Annotated in this window: 19 protein-coding genes; 1 reads left to right on the forward strand and 18 read right to left on the reverse strand. The window is 55.6% G+C overall.

What is annotated here, in order from left to right; translation table 11 throughout:
* Nucleotides 1-2: 2 nt before the first annotated feature.
* The 13 genes from yqfD to RB298_RS29995 all read right to left on the reverse strand — a co-directional run bounded on the left by yqfD (nt 3) and on the right by RB298_RS29995 (nt 20,482).
* The gene (gene yqfD / locus RB298_RS29935) at nt 3-1,196 is read right to left on the reverse strand and encodes a sporulation protein YqfD (RefSeq protein ID WP_486050012.1); all 1,194 of its coding nucleotides are present in this window, start codon (nt 1,194-1,196) and stop codon (nt 3-5) included.
* Nucleotides 1,193-1,486 carry a sporulation protein YqfC gene (gene yqfC / locus RB298_RS29940; RefSeq protein ID WP_009590797.1) on the reverse strand — a complete coding sequence of 98 codons (294 nt, stop codon included), beginning with the start codon at nt 1,484-1,486 and terminating at the stop codon, nt 1,193-1,195. Before yqfC ends, yqfD begins: the two co-directional genes overlap by 4 nt.
* A 201-nt stretch (nt 1,487-1,687) precedes the next feature.
* Entirely contained in the window at nt 1,688-2,266 is a 579-nt protein-coding gene (locus RB298_RS29945; RefSeq protein ID WP_036666065.1) for a single stranded DNA-binding domain-containing protein, read from the reverse strand.
* 21 nt (nt 2,267-2,287) lie between these two features.
* Nucleotides 2,288-3,295: a flotillin-like protein FloA gene (gene floA, locus RB298_RS29950; RefSeq protein WP_036666067.1), complete on the reverse strand. Its 1,008-nt coding sequence runs from the start codon at nt 3,293-3,295 to the stop codon at nt 2,288-2,290.
* Nucleotides 3,296-3,388: 93 nt separating this feature from the next.
* A complete protein-coding gene (locus RB298_RS29955) occupies nt 3,389-4,750 on the reverse strand; it encodes an NfeD family protein (RefSeq protein WP_375121035.1) in 1,362 nt (453 codons plus the stop codon).
* A gap of 265 nt (nt 4,751-5,015) precedes the next feature.
* The gene (locus RB298_RS29960; RefSeq protein ID WP_006209020.1) at nt 5,016-5,456 is read right to left on the reverse strand and encodes a GatB/YqeY domain-containing protein; all 441 of its coding nucleotides are present in this window, start codon (nt 5,454-5,456) and stop codon (nt 5,016-5,018) included.
* 16 nt (nt 5,457-5,472) lie between these two features.
* On the reverse strand, nt 5,473-5,646 hold the full coding sequence (rpsU, locus tag RB298_RS29965) for a 30S ribosomal protein S21 (protein ID WP_005547957.1): 174 nt from the start codon (nt 5,644-5,646) through the stop codon (nt 5,473-5,475).
* A 184-nt stretch (nt 5,647-5,830) separates the two neighbouring features.
* Nucleotides 5,831-6,190 carry a histidine triad nucleotide-binding protein gene (locus tag RB298_RS29970; protein ID WP_015734194.1) on the reverse strand — a complete coding sequence of 120 codons (360 nt, stop codon included), beginning with the start codon at nt 6,188-6,190 and terminating at the stop codon, nt 5,831-5,833.
* Between the two features lie 280 nt (nt 6,191-6,470).
* Complete coding sequence (locus RB298_RS29975; RefSeq protein ID WP_486050015.1) at nt 6,471-9,914, reverse strand: AAA family ATPase; 3,444 nt, start codon at nt 9,912-9,914, stop codon at nt 6,471-6,473.
* 1 nt (nt 9,915) lies between these two features.
* Nucleotides 9,916-11,100 carry an exonuclease SbcCD subunit D gene (locus RB298_RS29980; protein WP_486050017.1) on the reverse strand — a complete coding sequence of 395 codons (1,185 nt, stop codon included), beginning with the start codon at nt 11,098-11,100 and terminating at the stop codon, nt 9,916-9,918.
* Nucleotides 11,101-11,154: 54 nt separating this feature from the next.
* Nucleotides 11,155-15,267: a helicase-exonuclease AddAB subunit AddA gene (gene addA / locus RB298_RS29985; RefSeq protein ID WP_486050151.1), complete on the reverse strand. Its 4,113-nt coding sequence runs from the start codon at nt 15,265-15,267 to the stop codon at nt 11,155-11,157.
* Between the two features lie 5 nt (nt 15,268-15,272).
* Nucleotides 15,273-18,803: a helicase-exonuclease AddAB subunit AddB gene (gene addB, locus RB298_RS29990; RefSeq protein WP_486050018.1), complete on the reverse strand. Its 3,531-nt coding sequence runs from the start codon at nt 18,801-18,803 to the stop codon at nt 15,273-15,275.
* A gap of 305 nt (nt 18,804-19,108) precedes the next feature.
* Nucleotides 19,109-20,482 (reverse strand): class I SAM-dependent rRNA methyltransferase, encoded by a 1,374-nt coding sequence (locus RB298_RS29995; RefSeq protein WP_486050020.1) that lies wholly within the window; start codon nt 20,480-20,482, stop codon nt 19,109-19,111.
* Between the two features lie 210 nt (nt 20,483-20,692).
* Here RB298_RS29995 and RB298_RS30000 point away from each other — a divergent pair, with 210 nt between their 5' ends.
* Nucleotides 20,693-21,664 carry a Na/Pi cotransporter family protein gene (locus RB298_RS30000; protein ID WP_096773036.1) on the forward strand — a complete coding sequence of 324 codons (972 nt, stop codon included), beginning with the start codon at nt 20,693-20,695 and terminating at the stop codon, nt 21,662-21,664.
* On the opposite strand, the gene RB298_RS30005 is transcribed toward RB298_RS30000, so the two are convergent.
* The 5 genes from RB298_RS30005 to prmA form a co-directional block, all read right to left on the reverse strand.
* Nucleotides 21,661-22,116 carry an NUDIX hydrolase gene (locus RB298_RS30005; RefSeq protein ID WP_192569241.1) on the reverse strand — a complete coding sequence of 152 codons (456 nt, stop codon included), beginning with the start codon at nt 22,114-22,116 and terminating at the stop codon, nt 21,661-21,663. The two genes, RB298_RS30000 and RB298_RS30005, sit on opposite strands and share 4 nt — an antisense overlap.
* 87 nt (nt 22,117-22,203) lie before the next feature.
* Nucleotides 22,204-23,547 (reverse strand): tRNA (N(6)-L-threonylcarbamoyladenosine(37)-C(2))-methylthiotransferase MtaB, encoded by a 1,344-nt coding sequence (mtaB, locus tag RB298_RS30010; RefSeq protein WP_192569242.1) that lies wholly within the window; start codon nt 23,545-23,547, stop codon nt 22,204-22,206.
* A gap of 2 nt (nt 23,548-23,549) precedes the next feature.
* The gene (locus tag RB298_RS30015; protein WP_009590785.1) at nt 23,550-24,320 is read right to left on the reverse strand and encodes an RsmE family RNA methyltransferase; all 771 of its coding nucleotides are present in this window, start codon (nt 24,318-24,320) and stop codon (nt 23,550-23,552) included.
* A gap of 72 nt (nt 24,321-24,392) precedes the next feature.
* The gene (locus tag RB298_RS30020; protein ID WP_119849328.1) at nt 24,393-25,085 is read right to left on the reverse strand and encodes a site-2 protease family protein; all 693 of its coding nucleotides are present in this window, start codon (nt 25,083-25,085) and stop codon (nt 24,393-24,395) included.
* A gap of 2 nt (nt 25,086-25,087) precedes the next feature.
* Nucleotides 25,088-26,065: a 50S ribosomal protein L11 methyltransferase gene (gene prmA, locus RB298_RS30025; RefSeq protein ID WP_009590801.1), complete on the reverse strand. Its 978-nt coding sequence runs from the start codon at nt 26,063-26,065 to the stop codon at nt 25,088-25,090.
* Nucleotides 26,066-26,245 lie beyond the last annotated feature (180 nt).

Raw genomic sequence — 26,245 nt, forward strand, 5'->3', positions numbered from 1 at the left:
CCTCATTCTCCTTGATCGTATACTATGGGAAGTTCTTTCGCGATGGTCTCTTCCACCTCAAAAAGCACTTTCATATAAACTTTACCATTCTCTTTCTTATCATGCAAAATTTTTTGGCTTACGAATCTTGAATCGGTCCCATATTTCGCCAAAATATCGCGGCGTGCCCCCTCGATTCCCTCTTTTTTGGCTTCATCCTCGGTAATGGTCCGCTGGACCTCGGTGACCTCCATGATTTTTTCCGTCATCCAGCCGATCGGCAGCACGCGCGTCCTCCAAGTCAGCGGATCATAGAAGGTCAGGGTCTCCTGCTGCGAATACGGGATTTCCCCGTAGCCCCACAACTGAACGGCATGATCCCCGAACACGATATAGGAGCGCTTCTTTCCTTCGCCCGTATAGACCTTATGCGTTTTTACCAACGGAATTTCGATATCGTATTCATGCCATACCAGGCCTCTCACTTCCCCCTTGGCTACGACTCTTTCCGAGTTCTCCTCATCCCCAAGAACCCCAGAGATCAGAATGTCGCCCTTCTTCACCCGGCTGTTGATCCCTACTTTAGGAACCCCCTTCTCTGCGTACATGTGAGTAATTACCGCGTCCTGGGTACTGATCAGATGCCTTGGGCTCTGGAGAGGCGGTTTCTCCGGCACGGCTGCCTCGACGATCTGAATGCGTATGCGCGTCCCGTTGCGTTCCACCCCTACCCAAGAGGTTCCCGGAAGACGGACGGTCAAATTCCCGGACAGCTTGTCCATCGATTGCAGCTTAAATATCCATTGAAACGGATAAATGCCCTCCTGTTTGGCCGCATCCAGCACATCTTCCGACGCAATCGTTTCATTCCCCTCGACCTCCACGTTCCATACCATGGACGAAAGCGTCAGCAGGATCATAAAAAACGCAACGACGCCGATAACAAACGCTTTGCGTTTCAACAAACGTCGTGCTTGAAAAGGATAACCAAAACGCTCCTTGATGCGCGTACGGCAGCCTGTCCGTTTTAACAGCGGACGGAGCCCTTTGAAATCTTTCAGCAGCAGCTTAAACTCTGCTGAATGCGCCCCTGTCGGTGTTACATCCCAAACCGGGGTCCCGGCCTCCGCCAATGAATTGATGAATGCTTCCACATGCTCACCGCGAACGGCGAGCTTCAAATATCCTCGAAGATGGATCATCGTCGGAATCTTCACGGTTTCTCCCCCAATCCTATGTATTGAATATTATGAATGGTGCCAATGATGGTCACTTCATGGCTTTGAATGGCCTGAATCGCAAGCCCGGTCCCGGAAATCTCCAAAGAACCCTGCGTTAATGACAACACAAGTCGTTCCTCGGAAAAATGCCGGACTCCGCGATGGTTTTCGATATGCAGCTCTTTATTGCCAATCAGGGTCAACCGCGGTAAATCAAATAACAGGTCCTGTGGCAAATCAAGCATTTCTTGGGTCCATTTCTGCAGCTTGCGGCTGATGCGGGACATATGGAGACTTTCCCCCTTCCTGTACTGTACACCTTATGCCCCAGGTAGCCGTTTTATGAGATGAAAAGTAAAAAGACCGCCCCGTCAAAAATCTGACGAGGCGGTCTCCCGCTTCTATGAATCTAAGAATCTATGAATCGCAGCTAATTTCTTAAAACTTACCCTAACCTATGGCACTGAACACCTCAGACGCGCCGCCGTTTACCGACGAGGATTCATGGAGCGTTTGGCGCGCGGGGGACCCAATATCTCAGCCCACACAATGCCGTTTCGAGCCTGTTCAGCAAGAACCGATCGGCCATTCTTGCCCTGTTCCTGATCCTCGTCGTGAATTTCGACAACGGTTTCCGGTATATCGAGTGTCATCCGATTCAGATGGGAGTGGATCCGGTCCAGATCCCTCTGCATCATCTCGATTCGATGATCCATACTGTCGTGGCTCGAACTCATTTCAAGCCTTCGTTTCATTCGGTCAATCTCTTGATGCTCAAGAGAATATCCGTTTCCGGTATCCGCTTCTTCCTCATCGATCCTGTCGATCCGGGGGCTTTCCTGAACAGGTGCCGGACGGGAGACTTGCGGAGCGGTCTGTACCCGTCTTGCTTCAGGCCGCTGTGGCCGCTGCTGCCCCGGTCTTGCAGGACGGTCCCCTTCGCCGCCGAAGGATGGCATACGGGGGTTTTTCCCGTCCTCAGCGTTCTTGCCGCGCTTTCCGAGGGCGGAGATGATGAAGAAGCCTATAACAGCTACAATGTAAAAATTTTCGATTAACCAGCTCACTATAGGCTCACCTCATCGTGGTTACTTGGTTTTGTTGTCTCCGGAGTTGTCATTGTTCTCACCCATCTTACCGAAGGAACCTCTCATTTGCGTATCGGCTTCGATATTCTTCAGGTTCATATAATCCATCACGCCCAGCTGGCCGCTGCGAAGCGCTTCGGCCATCGCCAGCGGAACTTGGGATTCCGATTCCACCACGCGCGCTCTCATTTCCACGACTCGGGCCTTCATCTCCTGCTCTTGCGCTACCGCCATGGCACGGCGCTCTTCCGCCTTCGCTTGGGCAATGCGCTTGTCGGCTTCCGCCTGTTCGGTCTGCAAGTAAGCACCGATGTTTTTGCCTACGTCGACGTCCGCGATATCGATGGACAGGATTTCAAACGCAGTCCCAGCATCCAAACCTTTGGAAAGCACGGTTCTTGAGATCGAATCCGGATTCTCCAGCACGTCTTTATGGGAATTACTTGAACCGACCGTGGTTACGATACCTTCGCCGACACGGGCGATGATCGTTTCTTCCCCTGCGCCCCCGACCAAACGGTCGATGTTGGCGCGCACGGTCACGCGGGCTTTAACCTTCACTTCAATACCGTCTCTCGCCACGGCTGCCACGACCGGCGTCTCGATCACGCGCGGGTTAACGCTCATTTGAACCGCCTGCAGAACATCGCGCCCGGCAAGATCGATCGCCGCAGCTCTTTCAAACTCAAGCGGTATGTTCGCGCGCTGGGCTGCAATCAAGGCGTTGACCACCCGGTCTACGTTACCTCCGGCGAGATAGTGACTCTCCAGCTGGTTGATATTAAGACCAAGTCCTGCCTTTGTGGCCTTGATGAGCGGATTCACGATCCGGCTTGGCGTTACGCGCCGCAGGCGCATGGCCACCAATGTAATAATCCCGATGCGCACGCCGGAAGCGAGCGCCGAGATCCAGAGCATTAACGGGAAGAAACTGAAAAACACGCTAAGCAGGATAATCGCGACAACCCCGATTAGAAGAATCGGTACCAAAGAACCATCCAATTCCATATTCGTTTACCCTCCAATATTGAATATTTGCCTTCATCACGCAGAACGTTTAAACACGGGCTCTTTTAATACTACACAATTCCGCGCAGAGGTTCACCCTTTTTCTTCCTCTACCACAATTCGGGTACCGTCCGTCTTGATGACGCGGACCGGTCGGCCGGAATCGATGAATCCGCCGAGGGTAACCACATCAAGGCGCCGTCCCTCAAGTTCCATCGTCCCAGCCGGCCGAAGCGGCGTAATCGAAGTTCCGACCAGGCCGATCAGTACATCCCGGTCTTCATTCGGAATATAGCCCTGTTCCTTCGATAAGCTGTCGCTGAGTATGAACTTGCGCCATACTCCCCGTTCCTTGAATACGAGGGCAACCACAATGATGGCCACCAGGGCCGATGCCGCTGCAACCCCAAGGGACAAAGCAACATGAGAGGTGCTATAGGCCGCCATGACGACGCCGGCAATCAAGCTGGCTGAGCCTATGATGCCCAGTATCCCGAAGCTTGGCACAAACAGCTCCATCGCCAGCATCACGATACCGATCACAAACAGCAGCCAGGTCTCCCAACCGGCAAATCCGGCCACCTGGTTGCCGAAGAAATAGAGCACGAATGCAACCACGCCAAGAATCCCCGGCACGCCGAAGCCTGGAACGATGACTTCGATAATCACGCCGGCGATACCGATGAACAACAGCAGCGTCATGACCCCGGGATGCGTAAGAAATGTAGCCAGCTTCTCCGAGAACGTCGGCTCCATCCGGAATACGTCCTGCGTGGAGTAGTCCATCCATGTGATGACCTCTTCGGTGCTGTTCGCAATCGTGTCTGCGTAACCTGTCTTCAGCGCTTCATCATGCATCAAGGATAGACCCTCGCCAGGTTGTTTCGTCAATCCGATTTCAGGCATATCGACCTTCAGATTGATATCTGCCATGCCCATCGCGATTTCTTTGTTTCTACCACCCGCTTCGGCAGCTCCTGCCATCTTGCTCTTCCACCAGGAAACCAGCTTGGCATCTTCGATCCGATTGCCTCTGGCATCCACCATATAAGCCGCGCCGATCATGCTGCCCTCGGACATGGCAATCTTGTCTGCATTGAGTGCGATGTAACTGCCGGCCGATGCCGCATCGCCCGTAATGTAAGCCACGATCGGAATCTCGCTGCCCTTCATCAAGGTAGCAATTTCACCCGCTTGGTCGACAAGACCGCCCGGCGTATCGATTTCCAGGACGATCAGTCCTGCCGCCATCTCTTTGGCTTCCTTAAATCCGCGTTCCATAAAGCTGGTTAAGCCGCGTTCGATCGGCTGCTTCACCGGAATGACGTACACCGACCCGATGTTAGCCGCCATCGCGGATTTCATCGGTGCTGCATACATTCCGATCGATATCAGCATCATCACGACCGCTGCCGTTAATGTCAGGAATCTGCGCATCCACAACTTTCTACTCATCTTTTCCCCTCCTTTTCGACTTAATTCGGCCACCTCTACCTTCATTTCGACAAAACAGGTTCAGCGGCCTGCCTCTTGCATAAGCATATGTATCTACTTGCACCCATATGGTAGTTATTACGAATCAGAAACGATTTCGTTTCAAAAAGTATGCCCATCCATGGAAAAAACCATCGATCAAGGCGCTCGGCTTCTCCAAGCCCTGCTCCTTCACGACAAAGAAAAAACACCCCTTGAGAAAACAAGGGGTGTTTCACTTATGTTGTTACAGAAATTGTTGAACAACTTGATTGACAAGCTTTCCGTCTGCACGCCCTTTAACTTTCGGCATGAGAGCGCTCATTACTTTACCCATCTCGGCTTTTGAAGAAGCACCGGTTTCCTGGATGGTCTGCTGTACAATGACTTTAATTTCTTCTTCAGTAAGCTGTTCCGGGAGGTAGGCGCTAAGGAGCTCAATTTCTGCTTTTGCATCGGCGGCAAGATCGTCGCGTCCCGCTTTTTCAAATTCTTGGAGGGCATCTTTGCGCTGTTTGATTTCACGACTAAAAATATCAAGCACTTCGTTGTCATCCAAACTTCGTTTCAAATCTATTTCAAGATTTTTTATCGTCGAACGAACCATTCGAATCGTTGAGAGTTTGAACTTGTCCTTACTCTTCATCGCTTGCTTCATATCTTCGTTCAATCGTTCGCTAAGATTCATGCTAGTTCAGATCCTCCTAAAACTTTCTCTTACGAGCAGCCTCGGACTTTTTCTTGCGCTTTACGCTTGGCTTTTCATAATGCTTGCGTTTCTTCACTTCAGCCAATACGCCATCTTTAGCAATGGAACGCTTGAAGCGACGAAGTGCAGCATCAATTGTCTCGTTTTTGCGAACTTTAGTTTCAGACACCAGTTTTCCCTCCCTCCGACCAGACCGTCCAAGAGCATTAACACGGTTCATCAAACTTCATTATAGGGCAAACCGAAATAGGGTGTCAACCTTGGGCGTTTAATTTACGATAGTCCGTGCAATGGAAACACCCCCGCGGCGGCCATGCGCTGCGAGGCTGATATATTTCTTCCTATGCAAGAAATTATGTATGAGCGGGGGAAATGCCTGTTAATGCGCCTAAGCGGCGGCCGCCCATCAGGTGATAGTGCACGTGGAACACCGTTTGTTCCCCATCGCGACCACAGTTGTTGATTAACCGATAACCGCTCTCCGCAATGCCCAGCTTGGCCGCGGCCTCTTTAGCCGCTTTGTGCATCTCGCCAATCAGCAGCAGGTCCTCATCCCCAATATCGTTCATGGAAGCGATATGCTTCTTCGGAATGATCAAGACATGAACCGGCGCTTCCGGGTTGATGTTTTGAAATACGAGCACCTTATCATTCTCGAGTATCTTCGTGGAAGGAAGCTCACCTTCTACGATTTTACAAAAAACACAATCCATTCGCGGTTACCCCTTTCATACGTTTACATGCTTTTATCATATAAGAAAACGGGCAGTGCGTCCAATCAATGGAAGATGATCCATATAAAAAAAGAGAAGCACCCCTGGAACGCAGCTGTCCAGTAAGGAGGCGCTTCATCACGAGAGCAAGGGAAAAGAAAGGAATCTCTCATGATCATGCGCCAGCCCGGTGCTTCTTCTATATGTCGGCTTATCTGTACTATAACAGCGCCTTGTTGCTGTTTCCGTGATTTAAATCACACCGCCTTATGTTTTGCGGCTACATCGATTCGATTGCAATCCGGGATCCCGCTCCCGCCTGTTCCGCCGGCTGTACCACCAGCTTGCGCGGCAGGCGTGCCCGAAGCTCGGGCACATGGCTGATGATGCCGACGGTTAGCTTATCGGTATGGAGGCGCTCAAGCGCGGTGATGACCGTCTCCAGCAGCTCCGGATCCAGCGTGCCGAACCCTTCGTCGAGGAAAAAGAATTGCAGCGGGTATTGCCCGCGCAGCTGGATTTGGGCGGAGAGCGCCAAAGCCAAGGCCAATGAGGTCAGGAACGTCTCGCCGCCGGATAAAGTGGATACCGGACGCCGGACGCCGCCGTTGGCATCGTCCCGAATGACAAAGCCTCCGCCGGAATCCACCTCAAGCGAGTAGCGCTGCTTGGTCAAATAGCGAAGACGCTGGGAGGCCGACTGGCTCACCTGCATCAGCTGTTCTTCCGCAATATATTCAACAAACGCGTTGCCGCGCAAGCAGGACTGCAATTTGGACAAGCGTTCGCTCTCTCGCTGGAGGTTTAGGCGCCGCTCTTCCAATTCCATGAACCGGACGTGACGCTGGTTCAGGTCTTCCAAATCCCGCTCCGCCCGGGCTCTCGCCTGCAGCGCTTCCTCGTCGGTTGCACGGGCCGCCTGAAGCTCGGCTGTGCACCGTTCCCAGTCCTCTTCTTGGAACGGGCGGGTGCCAAGCTTCAGCTCGACGTCGCGAAGCCTCAGCGTCCATTCCCGCTGCCCGTCCCGATGCGCTTTCACGAGCTGGGCACATCGTTCGCTTTCTTCCGGGGTCAAGCAGGCTTCCATGACGGCATGCTCCGTAGCGAACGGAGAGGCGGCCAGCTGGTTCTCCCAGGCAAGCTTGGCAGCCACGTGCTGCTCCTGCGCGGCTATTTCAGCCTGTTCCGCAAGCGCCGCTTCCTTGGCTGCATGCCGAGCCGCCTCCTCTGCCTTCCTGCATTCGCTCCTGGCTTGTTCCGCGGAATCCTTCAGCAGCTTCATCCTGGACCTGCACTCGCCCAGCATTTCCTCGGCCGACCGGTCTCCGATCCAAGCCTGAAGCCGCTCTTCTTTATCCTTCAGGCCATCCGCCTTTCCTTCCCGCTGCGCATCCCATTGAATCTGCAGCTTTTCGAGCTCAAGCAGCTGCTGCTCCAAGCGGAGGACGGCCTCCTTTTTCTCTTCGATGAATGGAACGCTGCGCTCGAGCCCTTCCTTAATCGATTCGGATTCCGCGTCCTTCTCCTGCATGAGCTGAAAACGGGCAGCTGCCTCTTCCAAAGGAAATTCCGGCTTGTTTTCCTGCCAGGAAGCCAAAATGTCCGCAGCTTCGGTTTCCAACCCGGCTAACTGATCCCGCATCTGGTGCTCTGCCGCTTGTCCATTCTCCAGCGCGGCGCTCTGTTTCATCAGCTCCTGCCGACATGCCAGGAGACTCTGCTGCACCTTGGAAACTTCCGCTCGGCATTGTCCGATGGCAGCAGCTTGAGCATCAGCCGCTTCTATGAGCCAGGCTGTATCCGAAACAAGCTTTTCCGCGTCGTACGGTCCTTCAGCGACAGGCATGGCTGATACCGCGGCTTCCATCGATCCGCTCTGCCTGAAGGAAATCGCGTCAATCAATTCGCCGTCTGCGAAAGTGCCGATCTGCGAACGCGATTGACTCGCCAGCGACTCCGCTTCGTTATGCTGCCCCCGCAGGGTCAGTCTGGCTTCCTGGATTTGATGCGTGATCCGCGTCAGCCGGTCCATGCCCTCATCCAAAGTCTCTTCAGGCTGTCCTGCCGAAACGGCCGGTTGCGGATGATGCTGACTTCCGCACACGGGACATGGCTCGCCTGCCCGGAGCTCGGCGGCCAGCGAAAGGGACAGCGCATGAAGCTGTCTGTCCCGAAGCGATCGGCTCATCGCCTGGCTTACCTCGACTGCGGCGGCGGCGATCCGATCGGCAATTGCCGATGCTTCGGCTGCGTCACGCTGCAAGCTGTCAGCCTGCATGGAGAGCTGTATGTAGTCGCGCTGCAGCTCCTGCTCCTGCTTCTGCATGGTACCCAATCTGGCCTCGAGCTCCTTCAGCTTGCCCTCCTGCGATTTCAGTTCGAGCTCGGACTTGTGCTTCTGCCTTCGGACAGCCTCAAGCGCTTGAACCTTCTGCATCGCCAAATGAAGCGCCTGGCGCTCCCCTGAGCGGGTCTCCAGCCCTTTCAGCTTGCCCTGCAGCTCCTCCTGCCGCCTGCGGCCTCGTTCGAGCAGCTCCTGCTCCTTATGCAGCAGTGCCGTTACCCCTTCGCGCTCTTGGCGCGCTTTCGTTCGCTGCGCATCCAGCTTGGCCAGTTCTTCCCGTAATGCATCGCGTTCCCGCTGCAATATAACGGCCTGCTCCAGCTGCTGCTCCCGAAGCACCAGCTTCGGTTCCTCAGCCCGAAGCGCATCCTGGGCGGCTTCATCCGCCTTCACCGCCTGCTCGGCCGCCTGCTGGGCGGACGCGGCTTGCGCCAGGAGCCCTTCGGCAATCCGCCGCCGCTGATCCCATGCCTTGCCGGATTCGCGCCATGCCTCGAGCGCGGGGAGTACGGCGGCCGCAGCCCCTGTCAGCTCAAGGCGGCGTTCCAACCGCTGCATCTCTTCCTCATGCTGGGCAAGCTCGTCCAGCTTCCCCTGCAGCCGCCGCTTTTCCATATCCAGCTCGCGAATTTTTCCCATAGCTTCATGGGCTTCCATGGCGGCTTGGAGTTGATTGCGGGATAACGCCGCGTGTTTCTTGGCATGTTCCAGCACCGCAGTCGCTTCCGCCAAAGCTTCCTTGCCTGCACTTCCAAGACCCTGCTGTTCCGCTTCGACCGATTTCAGAGAACCCTCCGTATCCTTAACACGGCGGCTGAGCTTGATCGCAAGCTGATCCCCGTACCGTTCCAAATGGAACAGCCGCTGCAGCATCTGCCGGCGTTCGCTCCCCTTCAGGGAAAGGAATTCGGCGAACTTTCCCTGTGGAAGCACGACCGCCCGGGTAAAATCGTCCATTTTGAGCCCGATTTTCTCTTCGACGCAGCGGGTGACCTCGGCCAATTTATCCGCCACCACCTGATCCCCTTCGGGGGTAACGCGAATGAAACGGCTCACCGTATTGCTGATGGAAAGCTCGTTTACCCGTTTGAACCTGCGCTCTACCCGGTATCGCTCCAGCCCGGCCGCGGAAGACAACTCAAACGTAAAGGAGACGGACAGACCGTCCTCCGAGTGGTTCATGATGCCCTGGGTTCCGTTAACCGCGCGCTCCACTTTTCCGTACATGGCTAAGGTAATCGCATCCAGCAGCGTGGATTTCCCGCTGCCCGTCGGTCCGAAAATACCGAAGAGCCCGGTTTCGCACAACGTTTCGAAATCAATCTCCTGCGTGCTTCGGTAGCTCTGCAGTCCGGATAACTTCAACAAAATCGGCTTCATTCTAAGACTTCACCTCCGTGCCGTCAGACTCAGACTCCTCTTCCTCAACCAGCTCCAGAAACAAATCGACCAGGTGATCCTCAGGCTCAGCTCCCCCGGTTTGCCGTTGGTAGAACTTTCGGAACAGGTCCGGCAGCGGCAGCCTTGAGCGCTCGCTCTCCAGCTCCAACGCTTCCATCTCCGGGTATACCGGACGAATGTGGACGATGCCGTCCCTGCTCTTGCGCAGCCGCTGAATATCGGCAAGCCCCATGGCCTCCGTTAAGGATACCTCCAGATCAATGAAAGCCTGGGGATCGCGCCCCTCATCCAGCCAGCGGTAGACTTCATCCAAGCCGCCTTTGGCCTTCCATCGGACGAGCGGGCGGCCGCTGCTGAGAAACAGCTCCTCAATCATGGGAGCCCCTCCCGGCGATACGTCAACCATGGTCACCGATTTCGCCTGTCCCGCTTCCGAGAAGCTGTAGGCCAGCGGGGATCCGCTGTAGCGGATCATCCCTTCCCCTTTCACAGCCTGGGAACGATGCAGGTGACCCAGCGCCGTATAGGCAGCGCCGACAGCGAGTGCCGACGGATCAACCGTGTACGCTCCCCCGACTTGAATCGGACGCTCGGAATCGCTCTCGACGCCGCCAAGGACATAGATATGGCTCATCGCCAGATTGACCGTCTGCGGAGAAAATTCCCTTGCCATCATCCTCATCAGTTTTCCGACTCTCTCGCTGTAGGCGCGGCGAAGCTGATCCTCATCCCCGTCGACCGATAACAGCTCGTTGAGCCTGGCCTCTGACGGGTAGGGCAGAGCTGCGATCTTGGCCGTTTCTCCGGTACGGGCTGCGGCAACCGTTACCGCATCGGCGATAGGTGTCCCTATCAGCGTGATGCCTCTGGCTGCAACAAGCGGCGTAACCGATGCAACCCGTTCCGGCTGATCATGGTTGCCTGCAATGACCACCATGGGGCGGCCTCCCTCCGTAAGTCTGGCGGCCGCTTCGTAAAACAACTGCTCGGCTGACGCAGGCGGATTGACGGAATCATAAACATCCCCCGCCATGAGGATCAGGTCCGCCTGCTGATCGTCCGCCAGCTTAACCAGCTCATCCAGAAAGCGCTCCTGCTCGGCCAGCCGGCTTCGGCCTTCGAGCGTGCGCCCCAGATGCCAGTCCCCCGTATGCAAAATACGCATCGATAATCTCCTCTCCCGCTTCAAACGTCTAACAAAACATAACTTACCGAAAGGTTATACCTGTACGGCATGTCCCCCATCAAAAAAGTACAGCCATTTCTCATGCACAGGCTCGCCTAAAATATCCTCCAAAGCCTTTGCATACAGGTCCAGCTGAAAACGATACTGGTCAACCAAGGCCGCCAGGCCGCCGCGATGCTCCAGCACCCGGTCGGTCTTATAATCAAGCAGCACAAGGCGGCCGTTATGCCTGAACATGCAGTCCACAACCCCTTGGATCAGCACCGTTTCGTCCCGAAGCAGCTCCATCGCGGGCAAGCCTTGGGCCGTGTGTTCCGAAATCGGGTCCAGAAAAGCCAGACCCTGATAAGCTTCTGCCGCTGGGAGCGCATAGGAAAACGGCATCTCGCGCCAGACATCCTCTGCTGACAGCACCCGCTTTCCAAGGCCGCAAGCAAAAAGGCTGCTGATCTCCGTTGCTTCCACCGCGGAAGCCTGCTCACCGGTGATGATCTCCTTTTCCACCAGGTAACGGATGGTTTCTTCGATCTCCGCTGTCGGTTCTGCTGCGTCTTCCAGCCGTTGAAGCGGCAGATGCTGCATGATGGTATGATAGACGGTTCCCCGCTCGGCGGGCGTCAGCTTCGTGGACTCCATAAATTTCGGCCGCCGCAGGCTCAGCGTGAAGGAAGTGCTTGCGTCTATACGTTCCCTGCTCTGGCGTTTCACGGCCCGTTCCTCCAGCAAATCCAAGGAGGGGCTGTCCTGTAGGGCAAGCAGCTTTTTCATCTCCGTTACGGACGTTTTGGCCGATATTTGACTGACCGCTTCATAACGATAATTCCACGACAACCGCTGATCGATGGAAGCCCGCTGAACATCCGTCCCCCCTTTTTCCGCTTCGGCAATCGCAGATTCCGGGACAGGCTCGAGCCTGCGCAGGGCATTCAGCTTCGTCATCCGATTTTCGCTGTCCGCCTGAACGTCATCGCTCATGCCGGTCATGCCCTGCGCCAGGGATTCCGGCGTTTCAATCGAGAATATCCATTGCGATCGGTCTGCCGCTAACGCGCGCGAGCTCGTCTCTTCGGGCAATCCCGCCTGTCCGCGGAGCAGACCCGCAGACGGATGCCGTATCACGGCCGGACCGATCCAATCCAGGTAGCTCCGTCCCCGGGCAAGGACGTAATCCGGCAGAAGCTGCTCCGGGTTAAAATCGGCCTGTGCCCAAGCGGACACCTTTTTCGGCAAATCCTTCACCGTGCCGACCAGGATCATCTTCTCTTTCGGCCTTGTAAGCGCAACGTAGAGCACCCGCATCTCCTCGGCCAGCAGCTCCAGCTGCGATCTGCGCCGAATCGCCAGGTTTGGCAGCGTCGGGTAGCTTACGCGCATGCCTTCATCCACGAACTTCGGTCCGAAGCCAAGCTCCTTATGCATCAGGAAGGGGGCGTTCAAATCCTGCTGGTTGAAATTTTTGGACAATCCCGCCACGAACACGACCGGAAACTCCAGGCCCTTGCTCTTGTGAATGGTCATCAGGCGCACCGCGTTGCCCTGGCTTTCCGTGCCTCCGGCCGTGCCAAGATCCCCGCCGCGCTCGCGGAGACGCGAGATAAAGGTCAGAAAACGGAAGAGCCCTCTGGAGGCTGTGTCCTGTTCATACTTCACGGCCCGGTCATATAGGGCGGTCAGATTGCCCTGACGCTGCTTGCCGCCGGGCAAGCCGCCAACCCAATCCAAATATCCGGTTTCGCTGTAAATCCCCCAGATCAGATCGCTCAGGCTTCCCTGACGCACTTCCTGCCGCCAGCGCTGCAGCCGATCCATAAACAATCCAAGTTTGGCGCCAAGCTCCGCCGATATTTCGATAGCATGGCCCTCCGCCGTTAGCGGGGCATCCCAAAGATGGCTGCCTGCTACGAGCTCATGACCGGCGGCGGCTTCGGCCAGGCCTTCCAGTCCTGCGCCCGGCGTCCATTTTCCGTCGACGAAGCCCATAGGGCGTGCCGGATCCATGACCGGCGGCGCGACGCTTAACGAGACCGCCGCCTTCAGCGCATCGTAATAAGACCCTTTCGCGCACAGGCGAACCTGTGCCATCTCTTCCTCGGATAATCCAAGAATGGGCGAGCGCAATACCGAAGCCAAAGGAATGTCCTGCCGCGGATTATCGATCACCTGCAGCAGCGATAAAATGATCTCCACTTCCGTAGCCTGAAAGTATCCCTTGTTCTGCTCGCCGAATGCCGGTATTCCCTCCTGCCTTAACTCCTCAATAATTAACGGTGCCCAAACCATGGCGGAGCGCAGCAAAATGACCATGTCCCCATACCCTGCGGGCCGCATCGTTTTCAACCCTTTATCGTAAACCATGAGCGGCTTTCCGCTTTCGCCTGTCATTTCGCGGATTTTGCGTGCGATGGCGCGGGCTTCCAGCTGGGCGGTTTCCATTTCGAGCGCCTCAGCCTCAAGCTGAATCCCGTCCTCTTCGGAAGCCGATTCATCGGACTGCTCCTCCGGACCTTTTCCGGCACGGTCGATCAGCAGCATTTCGGGCATGTAGGGATTCGCGCCTCCGTTCGTTTCCTGTTCCGGAAAGGAAGCTCCGCATACAAGCTCGGCCCGTTCATCATAGGCAATCTCGGCTACCGATTCGTTCATGATCTGCCGGAACAGCAAATTGACGGCGTCCACCACTTCCATCCGGCTGCGGAAATTACGGGCCAGATCAATACGGATGCCCGTTTGGGACGTGCCTGTCTCGGAAGAAAACGTCTTGTACTTATCGAGAAACAGTCCCGGTTCCGCCAGACGGAACCGATAAATACTCTGCTTCACGTCGCCGACCATAAACCGGTTGCCCGGCATCTCCCGGGAAATCAATCGTACGATGTCTTCCTGCACGCTGTTCGTATCTTGATATTCGTCCAGCAGCACTTCATCAAACTGCTCGCGGTATTCCATCGCCGCATCGGAAGGCATCATATGTCCCGGCACGGAATCGGGATGGCGAAGTATATGGAGGCAGTAATGCTCAAGGTCGTTAAAGTCGACCATGCCTTTGGCCGCCTTGGCCTCCCGGTATCGCTCGCCAAACGCGATCACCGTCTCGGCCAGCTCCATCATCAGCGGCGCTGCCGTGTGAAGCTCCCGCAAAAACTCCGATGCCGGACGGCCGAACAATGCATTTTTCAGCTCATTTACGATTTTCTTCACGTTGTCGCGCAGTTCCTTGACCTGCTCCTGCAGCTCCGGCAGCACCTCATCCTTACGAACGGATTTGAGCTTGCCGAAAGACGCCTCGCGGAAAATGCCGTACAACGATTCCCACGGCGAAGTATCGATGGCCTCCAGCAGGGAAGCCACCAGCCGCAAGTCCTCATCGAGATTGTCCGCATACGGTGTTGGCCCTCCAGGCTGCATGGCAATGGCCTTGGCTTGCTGCAGCAGCCCTGCCGCTCCGTTCAGAGCCAGGCGTGCATCCGCCAAGATGCTCTGGACCCATGGCGTGTTACCAAGGGCTTCCGTATCGGCCACCTGAAAGCCGGCGGCTGTCTCTCTAAGCCAGTGTGACGGCCATGAATGGCTGCGGGAGAAATCGTATAGACGCTGCACGAGACGGTACAGCGCATCGTCCGTTCGCTCGCCGCTGAACCAGTCCGCCAAGCGCAGAAACCGGCTTTCCCGGTCCCCCTCCGCCTCTCCGTATTTCTCTTCGAACAACTCCTCCAGCATATCCTGCCGCATTAAATCCGCCTCATGTTCGTTCAGGATGCGGAATCCCGGATCCAGCGGTATTAACTGATAATATCGCCGAATGACTTCCATGCAGAAGGAGTGCAGCGTTGTAATCGACGCTCTGCCAAGCAAAGCGAGCTGACGCCGGATATGCTCATTGTCCGGATCCCGGTCCAGCTCACGGTCCAGCGCTTCCCGGATCCGTCCCCGCATTTCGGCAGCGGCGGCTTTCGTAAAGGTAGCCACAAGCAGCCGATCTACGCTGAACCCTGCGGCATCGTCCAGGATTTTGCGAATGATCCGTTCAACCAGCACGGCGGTTTTCCCCGAACCTGCCGCAGCTGCAACCAGCATATCGTCGCCCGACAGCGCAATGGCTTTCCACTGGTCGTCGCTCCACATGCTTCCCTCGGGTTTTGCTATCATCTCTCTCACCGGCTCTCTCCTCCCTTCGGATGTCCAAGCATATCCCACACCTGATCTTTGCCCGGTTTGCCCAGCAGCTGGTATTCGCTGCCCTCAATCGCGTCGTCGAACTGACATACGGGCCGGAAAGAACAGAACGTGCAGGCGGTCTCCTGCTGAATACGGTACGGTTTAATCGCGACATCGCCGCCTGTGATGCGGGAGCCGATGTTCAGCATGTTCTCCCGCACGGCGGACAACAAGGTCTCCCACTGGTCAGGCGTTGCCACGGCCGCGCTGCTGTAGAAGCTGCCGTCCGTTTTGACGGCGACGGGCAGGATGGCAGAGTGCCCTTTTTCAAGGAACGAATCCATGAGGGACACCGCTTCGCGGTCTGCCAGGAGCAGGCCTTTCATTTTGTAGCGCTTGAGCAGCTCCTCCGCCGCCTGCTCCGGCGTCATGCCGTTGGCGGACTGCAATACCGGATCATGCACGTGGAAGTACAAGGTTCCCGCAGGCAGGGCCTGCTCGCCCAGCCATTCCTCCGCAAACGTCAGCAGCACGTCCAGATAGGTCAGCATCTGCAGGGATAGGCCGTAATAGACCTCATGCAGCCGCAGATCCTTCTGGCTCGATTTATAATCGATGACTCGAAGCATGATGCCATGCTCGCCTCGAGCCATGTCGACCCGGTCTATGCGCCCGACAATCTCCATCTTGGTCCCGTTCGGCAATTCAAACGCCAGGGGAGGCAGCGGTTTTCCGGGACCGAAATCAAGTTCAAGGCCGATCGGCTCGAATTTGCCGCGCCTCGCCTGCTCTCCCAATATGACCGACGCTCTGCCCACGATGTTTTTAAGCTTTCGCGAAATATAGCCGTACCGCTTGGAGCTGAGCAGGATTTCACCCTGCAGCATGGGCGCGAGCCGATCCACGGTCGCTTCCGCTTCGCGCAGGCATTCCTCGGCGGTCAGGTCTCCCCAGCTTCGATGCTGCGATTGGAATTTGACGGCCATGCTGCTCAAGGCAGCATGGAACAGCTGTCCGATGTCGGGAGCCTGAAGCCTGTACAGCTGCCGCTCTCTCAACTTCAACCCATGGGAGGCAAAATGGGAGAACGGGCAGGCAACAAAGCGCTCCATCCGGGATACGCTTGTCCGCAGCTTCGTTCCGTACAACTGTCTGCTGGTTTCCAGCTTGAGAGGCCGGGCTTCATTCCGGTAAGACAAGGAGGAGAGCATGGTCGTAAGGCGGGGCCGCAAACCCGGCTGCTCCGCATACCAGTTGTAAACATGCCACCACAAATCCGGGATCTCCTCCCCATTCCTCCAGTCGCGAAGCCGGCCCGCTAAATAAGCAAGCGTCTTGTCTGGACGGACCGCATAACCCTCCTGCTCAAGGGCCGATTGCCCGGCATGCGGCCTTGGAAACAAAGGCTCCTCTTCCAGCTGGAACATCAGCTTCAGATGCCGCACCACCTCGGATGGAAGTAACGGCTTGCCTTCATCATCCGCCGCAGGGTAGCTGACCCACAGCTGTTTGCTGGCCGAAGTCAGCGCATTGTAGATCAGAAACCGTTCATCCAGCAGTCTTCGGGATATGCTCGGGGCAAGCTCCAGCCCGCGGTCTTCAAGATGAGCCCGTTCCGGCTCCGTCAGGATGCCGTCATCCTGGAACTGGGCCGGGAGCACGCCGTCGTTAATGCCGAGAAGGAATGCATATTTCACCCCGCCCGTCCGCGTCCGGTCCATGCTGCCGATGAGCACCTGGTCCAGAGACGGAGGCACAAGAGCCATTTTCATTTCCGTAAGTCCCGTACCCAGCACGCCGGTAAACAATTCGGTGCTTAGCTTCTCCGCGCCCATCATCTCGACGATTTGGTCGAGCAGGCCGAGCACGGCACCCCATACCTGGCGATGTTCCCGGGCTTCCTCAGGACGCCCGGCATCCAGTGCGGCCCGGCTTAACAGCTCCAGCTTCTCGGGCACAGCGCACTCCTCCAGCAGCCGATAGACCGCGGTGCTCTGATCCATCGCGCTCGCAGCCTTTTTCATCCGCTTCTCGAACGCATGCAGCGGTTCCGTTATCACCTTCCTGGCGTACTCGATCGCCGCCATGCCGTCCTGATTGCGGATCTCGCTTTCCCCCTCTTCTAAAGAAAGGCTTGGAACTCCCTTCCAGGGACGGCCGTCCGTCCAGCGCGTGCCCTGGATTCCGGAGGCCAGCACATGGTTCTCCAGACGGTCCATGTCCTCACGGGTAAGCGAACCGTCCAGCGGCAGCAGCAGATCCGTCTTCACGCAGCGGAATACGTCCTCATAACGCCACTGGCGACCGATGACATCAAGCGCAGAGCGAATGAACTCGACCAGCGGATGGTGAAGCTCGCTCCGCTTCTGATCGAGAAAATAAGGAACGCCGTATTCCCTGAACAAAGGACCCATCAGATGCTCATAGTCCCCCATATTCCGGACAAAAACAGCCATTTCGCGGTATCTTGCCCCTTCCTCCTGTGCCAGCCGCAGCATTTCGCGCAGAGCTCCTTCGATTTCGGCCCGGCGATGGCTGGCAGCGTGTAAAAGCAGACCTTTCCTCCCGCGGTTTGGACTGCTCGCTGTGTCCGGGCCTTCATCCGGCTCCGCCCAGCGTCTCTTCCGATCATAACCGCGCTCAAGATGGGCAAGCATGGGAGATTCCTGAAACCGCGGCAGAACATCGGGATGAAGAATGCGGTGCTCCGCCTCCAGCCCGATCTCATCGATAATCCCTTTGAGCTTTATGTACGTCACCGCAGTAGGATGAAAGAGATCCAGCTCATGCGGAACCGTCCCGTTCCTGTAAGGCTTGTCCAGCGTCAGCGCGATCGTCACTCGCTTGGCGTGTGCGATGATCTCTCGCAGCACCCGGTACTCCTGCGGCGTAAAGCCGTGGAAGCCGTCGATCCAGATGTCGGCACGCTTGATATATTCCGATTCGGCCACACCCTCAGCCAATGAGGCCAGCGTGTCTTCCTCATCCATGTAAAACCGTGAAATTTCAAGCTCGAAATCGCGAAAGACCGTTACGATGTCCTCCAGCTTCCGCCGCAGCATCGGTGAATTCCCGGAGCCCGATACCATCTGTCCCAGCTGCTCCTCCACGCATGAGGCGTCAATGCAATAGCGCTTCATTTCCGTGTACAGCTCGCTCAGCTTGCCGACAAAGCCATGCTGCTCTCCCGAGGCGCCGAACATGTGGAGCTCTTCCTTGCGCCTCCGCAGAATTTTATACAGCAGCATCCGCTTGCCTTCCTCGCTGATCGCCACTTTAGCGGCTCCGCCGGTTTCCTGCATGACGCGGTAAGCCAGACGGCGGAAGCTTAGCACCTGCGCGCGCATCATGCCGCGAATGCCTCCCGCATTGACGAGCGCGTGCTCCGCTTCATAGGACCCTTGCTCCGGAACGATCAGGATCATCGGATCCCCCTTGGGATTATGCTCCAACCGTTCGATCATCTCTTGGCGGATCGACGTGCTCTTGCCGCTGCCCGACCTGCCGATAACAAATTGAACGCCCATGCTATGCCTCCTTTACATCTTGCCGAAAGAGACTCATTCACCTTCAAAACCAGCTGCTGATCCGGTGAAATCATGCCCTTTGAATCTAGTAGTTCAAGATCAAAAATGTATGTCAAATCTTGCGTGATGGTTCGACTCTATCAAAAAAGATGCTGATTACTAGTATAACATAAGTCCTGATTGGTGGAACATACGTTTGGATTTCATTCCCATTCCCAACGATTTCGGACATATGAAAAAGGACCCTGCCATCGTGGTTATCCACCATAGCAAGATCCTTTACATGAACCGCCAAACTGGGGTGTCTACAGTTTTGATTTGCTGCGCACTTCAAAGACGGCGAATTTCAAATAATGTCCCTCGTCGACCCCAAGAATTTGCGGATGGTCCTTGCCGGCCGCACGCCATTCCACCAATCTCAGAATTTTGCCGGCATCCTTCGCCGCATCCTGGATCGTCTCCAGGAACAAATCCGGCCGCATATGGTACGAGCAGCTTGCCGTAACCAGATATCCGCCCTCGTTGACCAGCTTCATGCCGTGGAGGTTGATGTCCTTGTACCCGCGGCAAGCCCCCTTGACGGCCGACCTGGTTTTGGCAAACGCCGGCGGGTCCAGAATGACCACGTCCCAGGATCGCCCCCCGCCCGCGGTCAACGGTTTCGAGGTATCCACTTTCTGATCCCCTTGGGCACGCAGCTCGCGCTCTTCCAAACCCTTTACCTGGCTGCGCAAATATTGGAAGGCGTCATCCACCACAAATTCCACGCGATCCTGGAATCCGTTCAATTCCGCGTTCTCTTTGGCACTTTCGATGGCATGCTCCGATATGTCGAGGCAGGTGACTTTCTTGGCGCCGTACTTGCATGCATGCAGCGTGAAGCTGCCCGTATGCGAAAAGCATTCCAACACCGTTGCGCCGTCCCAATACGGGAACGTAACTTCTTTTCCGCTTTTGTTCACCGGCAGGGTCTTCGTCTCACCTTCCCGCTCCACGGCCTGTAGCGTAATCCCGCTCCGGCTTCCCCAACCGGTCATTAATGGTTTGATGGATGCCCGGTTCTCCCGCTGATCAAAGAAATATCCGGTCTTCTGGCCCTCTTCGATATCCACTTTGATCTTCAAGCCGTTCTCCGTCACGACGACGTGGCGGGGACACTCCCCGTAAAGAGTTCCCTTGCGCTGTTCCAGCCCTTCCAGTTCCCGGATGGAAACGTCGCTGCGCTCGTAAATTCCTTTCGGCTGTACCACTTCGACAAGCGCCTCCACGATGTCCGCACGGCATCGGTCCATGCCCAGCGTCAGTAGCTGCACGACCAGCACGTCGGCAAAACGGTCCACGATCAGCCCCGGCAGGAAATCAGCCTCGCCGTATACCAGCCGGTAAGCATTCTCGCCTCCGATAAACCGCTCCCGGTGTTTCAGGCATTCCTGGAATCTGGCCGCGAAAAAAGCCTTGTCCATCGCCTCGACCGGTTCATACGAAACGGTGCGCACGGTGATTTGTGATAACGGATTGTAATACCCGGAGGCGAGAAAACGGCCTTGGTGATTGAACACCGATACGATATCGCCCGGCTCGGGCTCGCCCTCGACAGAAGCAATCTCGCTTTTATACACCCAGGGGTGCCCCTGCTCCAGTCTCTTTTTTCGACTGCGCTCCAAAATAACCGATGGCACTGTATTTCACTCCTTAAAGTTATCCCCTGGTTTATTGCAATTAGGCATGCATGTCCGCCAAGGGTCATATACGTAATTAAGAAAAACGTCGACCGACGTGCTTTCACAGTTACCCGACCGCGTGAAGAGATCGTTTTCTTGCGATGACCGATGACTTTCGGCTTTGCTGGAAACTGCGCTCCCACCTTATTTTACAAAAAGGAGAACATCATGCTATCCACGCTCTGGTTTCCCGTCTGCTATGGTCTTGTCCTGTTCCTGTTCGGCATGAAGGTCATGGAGGTCGCCCTCCAGCGCTGGGCCGGACCGCTCTTGCATAAGTGGCTCCACAAAGCGACATCCACGCCCCTGAAAGGCATGGTTGCCAGCACGGCGGTTACGGCCCTGCTGCAGAGCAGCACCGCCGTAACCGTGCTGGCGATAGGCTTTGCCAATGCCGGATTGTTAAGCCTGTCCGGTACCTTGGGCGTTATTCTCGGCACGAACATCGGCACGACGGTAACCACCGAACTCATCAGCCTGCAGATCGGACAAGCCGCCATGCCTCTGCTTGTCCTCTCGCTGATGCTGTGGGTCGGAGCCGTTCTTGTCAGCGAGCGCGTACCTGCGAGTCACGACAAGTTAAAAAACCAATTGATCCGCAGCCAATTTTTATGCCTCGCTGTCGCCGGATTTTCGCTGGTGCTGCTCGCGATACAAATCATGCAATCCATTGGGCCGACCCTTCAAAGCCTCGGTTTGTTCCAATGGTTCCTTGACTACGCCTCGCAAAGCGTCCTCTGGGGCATTGCAGCCGGTGCGATCCTGACGGCTTTGATGCACAGCAGCGCCGCCGTCATCGCCATGGCTATGGGGCTCGCCGCCAGCGGAGCGCTGCCTCCCGAGATCGGCGTCGCGATCGTGCTGGGCTCCAATGTCGGCACCTGCGTGACGGCGCTCATCGCGGCGATTGGCAGCAGCCGCGCCGGACGATTCGTGGCTTGGTCCCATTTGGGGCTTAATATCGGCGGAGTCCTGCTCTTCATTCCGTTCACAGCGGGATTAACCGCCGTATCCGGATGGTTAGCCGCAGATCCGGCCGGACAAATCGCCCATGCGCAAACCCTGTTTAACATCGCATGCTCGCTGATCGCGCTTCCTCTATGCTATCTGCCCTTCTGGAACAAGCGGTTGCCGTCCTAAAATTTCATATCTTCATCCGCCGGAATAGCGACTTCAAGCAGCATCAGCGCTTTACGCAGGATGATATCGTTGTTATTGTACCCGTTGCTACGCTGCTTCCTCCATGCGGCAAGAGGCTCGAACCAGTCCACCCCGTTGATTTCCTCGATTTGGGGTTTTAGGATGCCTCCTTCCGCCTTAACGAGGTAGTAGTGAACTTCCTTGTCGACCAGGCCGAATTCGGGATGATGGTATTTATATGCAATAATGTCCACTGGAGAAGTGATGGATCCGACTATACCTGTCTCCTCGCGTATTTCTCGGAGAGCCGTCTGCTCGACGGTTTCACCGGCTTCCATCTTGCCTTTGGGAAGCGAGGTTTTTCCATAACGGTCCAAGATGAGCTGGATCTGAAGCGCCCCTTCATGATAACGGTATACAACGCCGCCCGCGGAAATTTGTGTATATGCCATGTCCTGTTCCTCCTTCATGTACAACAAGGACTCCACTTCCGGTAGCCAGGAAATGAAATCCTTGTCTGGTATGGCCGCTATGGAATATTACTGGGCAGCTGCCTTTAATCCATGATCCATGACGCTGAGGAGTTCGCCCTCGCATTCATTTACACCGGCTTTGGTTACTTTTACGCGGCACAGCTTGCCTTCGAGATCAGGCGATCCGTTGAATACAAGCTGCAGGTAATTATCGCTGTACCCCTGCATCTTTCCGCCATTAGGGGCTCCCTTGTATTCGCGCTCCGGTATCACGTTCAGAATCTGGCCCACGAAACGCTCGGCATAAGCCAGCTGAAGCTGCTCCGACAAGTCGATCAGATCGTGCACCCGCGCATTCTTCACTTCCTCGTCCACCTGATCCTCCATTCGTGCCGCCGGCGTGCCGGTACGCTTCGAATACGGGAATACATGCATTTCCGAGAATTGAATCGCCTTCATCAGGTCATATCCGTTCCGGAACATCTCATCCGTTTCGCCAGGGAAGCCGACGATGACGTCCGTCGTAATGCCCACATCCGGCATCGCTTGACGAATCAGGCCCATCTTGTTATAGAATTCTTCCGTCGTATATTTACGGCGCATCCGTTTCAGTACCGTATCATCCCCTGCTTGGAGTGGAATGTGAAGATGGCGGCACATTTTACTGGAGCGGTTCAGCACGTCCAGCATCTTCTCATCGATCTGGCTTGCTTCAATGGAGCTGATGCGGATCCGTTCCAAACCGTCAACCCGGTCAAGGTCCCACAGCAAATCGGACAATCTGTAATCCTCGAGATCATCCCCATATCCGCCGGTGTGGATACCGGTCAGCACGATTTCCTTATAACCCGCTCCGACCAGCTGATGCGCCTGCTTGATGATGCTCTTCGGATCACGGCTTCGCGACAAACCGCGGGACCAAGGGATGATGCAGAACGTGCAGAAGTTGTTGCATCCGTCCTGAATTTTCAGAAATGCGCGAGTACGTTCCGCGAAATCCGGTACGTCCATTTCCTCGAATACCCGGGTCTTCATGATATTGCGCACGGCGTTAATCGGCTGGCGCGTCTTTTCGATGTCATGGATGAAATCCATGATTTTCTCGCGATCCTGGTTCCCGATGACGAGATCCACGCCCGGGATATCCAGAATTTCCGCCGGCGAGGTTTGGGCATAACAGCCCGTTACGGCCACGATCGCCTCGGGATTTCGGCGAACCGCGCGCCGGATCATCTGGCGGCTCTTCTTATCCCCTGTGTTGGTAACGTGGCAGGTGTTAATCAAATAAACATCAGCGGTTTGTTCGAAGTCCACCTGGTCGTAGCCTTCATTCTTGAAGTATTGCCAGATGGCCTCGGTATCGTAAAAATTGACTTTGCAACCCAACGTATAAAACGCTACGGATGGCATGTTCAAACGCCCCCCATTTCTCCAGATTCGTATAGTGCGCAGGCCAGCGCCGTCATGCCGGCGGTCTCGCAGCGAAGGATCCGCCTTCCGAGTCCAACGGCTACGGCTCCCGCAGCTTCGGCCGCTCGGCATTCCTCTTCCGTAAAGCCGCCCTCGGGTCCAACGACCAGCAGCAAGCTGGCAGGCTTGGCCGATTCACGCAGCGCCTGCTCTGCAAAAGGCTTCAGCACGTCCCTCAGCTGGGAACCCTGCTCTTTTTCATAACAAAAATATACGGCATCATAGCCGGAAAACGCTGCAAGCAGATTTTTCCACGTCAGAGGCTGTTCAACAGACGGAATCCGGTTGCGATGCGCCTGTTCAGCCGCCTCCTTCGCGATTTTGCGCCAGCGCTCCAGCCGCTTCCCTTCCTTTTTGGCATCGTACTGAACGATCGTTCTTTCCGACAGGAAGGGAACAAAGGACACCGCGCCGATCTCGGTGCACTTTTGGATGACGGTCTCCATCTTGTCGCCTTTCGGCAAACTCTGGGCAATGCTCACTTGCAGACGCGGTTCCTGCGACATCTCCATGGGTTCAATCACAACGGCAAACACGCTGCCTGCATCGATGCGCTCAATCTCCATCAAGGCCTCGCGGGATACCCCGTCGCTCACGATCAATTTATCGCCAAGCCTGCCTCGCATGACCTTGGCAATATGACGGGCATCGTCGCCCGTAATCTCAACACGGTCTCCCTCGAATTGCGCGGGAGTCACAAAATATCGCTGCATCTCTATCCTCACCTAACTCAAAAATCGCCAAACCCCATCATACAACTTTTCGCGCAAACTGACCAGAGTAAATCAGAGCCGGTAACCGCCGGTCATCATAATGAACATGTCCAAAAATTTGGAAGACAGTGCATGTGCCGCATCGTACAGGGGTTTGATCGTATAATCCTGGAACACAGGCAACAGTATGATCAACAGGAAGAAAAGGATCGACCATTGCTCAAACTTCTGAATCCTCGCGCTAAGACGCGGCGGCAGCGCATTCTCCAGAATCCGGTAGCCGTCCAGCGGAGGCAATGGAACCAGATTGAACAGGCATAGAAAGAAATTGAGCAATATAAAGATATTAAAGAACAAATGCACCGCTTGATCCGTCTTGGTTAATCCGACAGGAGGAATCATCCCTGTTTGATACAAAACGGCATAAATGAGAGCCCCCAGTATTCCCAAGAGAAGGTTGCTCAGCGGACCGACCGCAGCCACGATGATGCTCATGCGGCGCGGGTTGCTGAAGTTCTCCCGATTGACCGGCACCGGCCGTGCCCAGCCGAAACCTGCAATCAGCAGGAGAAGAATTCCCAGAAAATCGAAATGCACCGCCGGATTCAGCGTGACCCTGCCCAGCAGCTTGGCCGTCGGGTCTCCAAATTTATTGGCAAAATAGGCATGCGAGAACTCATGCACGGTAAATGCGATGATCAAAGCAATCAGGTAAAAAGGAAGCTGCTCCAACGGGTAAAATAGCAGTTGGTCCAAAAAATCCATAATCAGTTCTTCCTCGCCACGAATGCAACCCAATCATCCTCGCGGCAAATATCCGCAATTTCGAAACCGGAAGCAATCAAAGCCTTCTCCACGATCTCTTCCTTGTTCTTGTAAATGCCCGAAGCGATATAAGCGCCTCCCGGTTGAAGAGCCTGGTATACGTCGTCCACGAACAGCAGAATAACCTCGGCCAAAATGTTTGCCACCACGATTTGTACCGGCAGCGTCACGCCCAGATCCGAGTCATCGGACGAATCCGTGAGTACGGAGAGCAGATCGCTTTCCTTCACCGTAATCCGGTCTTCCAGGCCGTTCAGGCGGGTGTTCTCCGTCGCGCTGGATACCGCGACCGGATCCAGGTCGAGAGCCAGAATTCGTGAAGCGCCCAGATGCGCTGCGCCGATGGAGAGGATGCCTGAGCCTGTCCCGACATCGATGACTTCCTCTCCGCCCTTGATCACCATCTCCAATGTACGCAAGCATAACGAAGTCGTCGGATGCGTTCCTGTGCCGAAGGCCATGCCCGGGTCCAGCTCGATGATGGACTCGTGCTCTGATTCCGGGGTGTACTCTTCCCACGTCGGTTTGATGGTCAGCCTGTCGGAGACGCGGATCGGTTTGAAATACTGCTTCCAGGCCGTAGCCCAATCATTCTCGTCCACCGTCTTCATCTCATACCGCACTTCGCCCGTTTCGATACCGAATTCCTTCAGCTCATTGACGCGCGGCGTTATTTCATCGCGGATCGCTTCCAGCGTCACCGTCTCGTCGAAGTAACCTTTGATGACGGCCTGGCCTTCAGGAATATCGTTAAACGGAACGATCTCGTCAAACCACTGTCCCAGAGAGGTGTCCCGCTTTTTGTTCGTAGTACCGGACTCCTCGATCGAAACGCCTCCGGCTCCCGCTTCATGCAGGAAATTCGTAATCATCTCCACGGCTTCCTCCGTGGTATGTATCGTTAATTCACGCCATAACATGTGCAATTGTTCCTCCTCGTTTATACGTAAGTATCATTGTACTATATTGAGGACCCCGGATACAAAGTTTGCACTAAAATACCATGATAACTTTTCAAAGTCATTCATCAAATTCAAAAAAGCCCTGCTGCAACCTCCATTAAAAGAAGGCAAGCGGGCTTTTCCACATTCCACATCGGT

This window comes from Priestia sp. BR_2, from assembly GCF_041954005.1.
GTDB lineage: Bacteria > Bacillota > Bacilli > Paenibacillales > Paenibacillaceae > Paenibacillus_AQ > Paenibacillus_AQ lautus_A.

Coding starts and splice junctions, on each gene's coding strand:
- yqfC (WP_009590797.1), bottom strand. CDS start 1,486: ATGTCCCGCATCAGCCGCAAGCTGCAGAAATGGACCCAAGAAATGCTT.
- floA (WP_036666067.1), bottom strand. CDS start 3,295: ATGGAATTGGATGGTTCTTTGGTACCGATTCTTCTAATCGGGGTTGTC.
- RB298_RS29955 (WP_375121035.1), bottom strand. CDS start 4,750: ATGAGTAGAAAGTTGTGGATGCGCAGATTCCTGACATTAACGGCAGCG.
- RB298_RS29960 (WP_006209020.1), bottom strand. CDS start 5,456: ATGAATCTTAGCGAACGATTGAACGAAGATATGAAGCAAGCGATGAAG.
- RB298_RS29970 (WP_015734194.1), bottom strand. CDS start 6,190: ATGGATTGTGTTTTTTGTAAAATCGTAGAAGGTGAGCTTCCTTCCACG.
- RB298_RS29975 (WP_486050015.1), bottom strand. CDS start 9,914: ATGAAGCCGATTTTGTTGAAGTTATCCGGACTGCAGAGCTACCGAAGC.
- RB298_RS29980 (WP_486050017.1), bottom strand. CDS start 11,100: ATGCGTATTTTGCATACGGGGGACTGGCATCTGGGGCGCACGCTCGAA.
- addA (WP_486050151.1), bottom strand. CDS start 15,267: ATGATAGCAAAACCCGAGGGAAGCATGTGGAGCGACGACCAGTGGAAA.
- addB (WP_486050018.1), bottom strand. CDS start 18,803: ATGGGCGTTCAATTTGTTATCGGCAGGTCGGGCAGCGGCAAGAGCACG.
- RB298_RS30000 (WP_096773036.1), top strand. CDS start 20,693: ATGCTATCCACGCTCTGGTTTCCCGTCTGCTATGGTCTTGTCCTGTTC.
- RB298_RS30005 (WP_192569241.1), bottom strand. CDS start 22,116: ATGGCATATACACAAATTTCCGCGGGCGGCGTTGTATACCGTTATCAT.
- mtaB (WP_192569242.1), bottom strand. CDS start 23,547: ATGCCATCCGTAGCGTTTTATACGTTGGGTTGCAAAGTCAATTTTTAC.
- RB298_RS30015 (WP_009590785.1), bottom strand. CDS start 24,320: ATGCAGCGATATTTTGTGACTCCCGCGCAATTCGAGGGAGACCGTGTT.
- RB298_RS30020 (WP_119849328.1), bottom strand. CDS start 25,085: ATGGATTTTTTGGACCAACTGCTATTTTACCCGTTGGAGCAGCTTCCT.
- prmA (WP_009590801.1), bottom strand. CDS start 26,065: ATGTTATGGCGTGAATTAACGATACATACCACGGAGGAAGCCGTGGAG.